Below are 443 nucleotides of genomic sequence, written 5' to 3'. Positions count from 1 at the left end.
ATCCCGAGCAGCGCGCCGAAGGCGAAATCCTGATGGACGGCGAAAACCTGCTCACGTCGAAGCGCGACATCTCGCTCTTGCGCGCGCGCATCGGCATGGTGTTCCAGAAGCCGACGCCGTTCCCGATGTCGATCTACGACAACATCGCATTCGGCGTGAAGATGTTCGAAACGCTGTCGCGCTCGGAGATGGACGATCGCGTCGAGTGGGCGCTGACGAAGGCCGCGCTGTGGAACGAAGTGAAGGACAAGCTCGGCCAGAGCGGCTACGGCCTGTCGGGCGGCCAGCAGCAGCGCCTGTGCATTGCGCGCGGCATTGCGATCCGCCCTGAAGTCCTGTTGCTCGACGAGCCGTGCTCGGCGCTCGACCCGATTTCGACGGGCCGCATCGAAGAGCTGATCGCCGAACTGAAGAGCGACTATACGGTGGTGATCGTCACGCAC

General features: G+C 63.4%; 1 protein-coding gene. It reads left to right on the top strand.

Translation table 11 applies throughout. The features are described 5' to 3' along the window. Positions 1 to 443, top strand: a 443-nt coding sequence (locus tag AB4Y40_RS42845; protein WP_368692994.1) for a phosphate ABC transporter ATP-binding protein, incomplete at both ends; no start/stop codon positions are given.

Source organism: Paraburkholderia sp. EG287B (assembly GCF_040965595.1).
Classification (GTDB): Bacteria; Pseudomonadota; Gammaproteobacteria; order Burkholderiales; family Burkholderiaceae; genus Paraburkholderia.
This window is presented reverse-complemented; position numbering and strand designations above follow the sequence as displayed.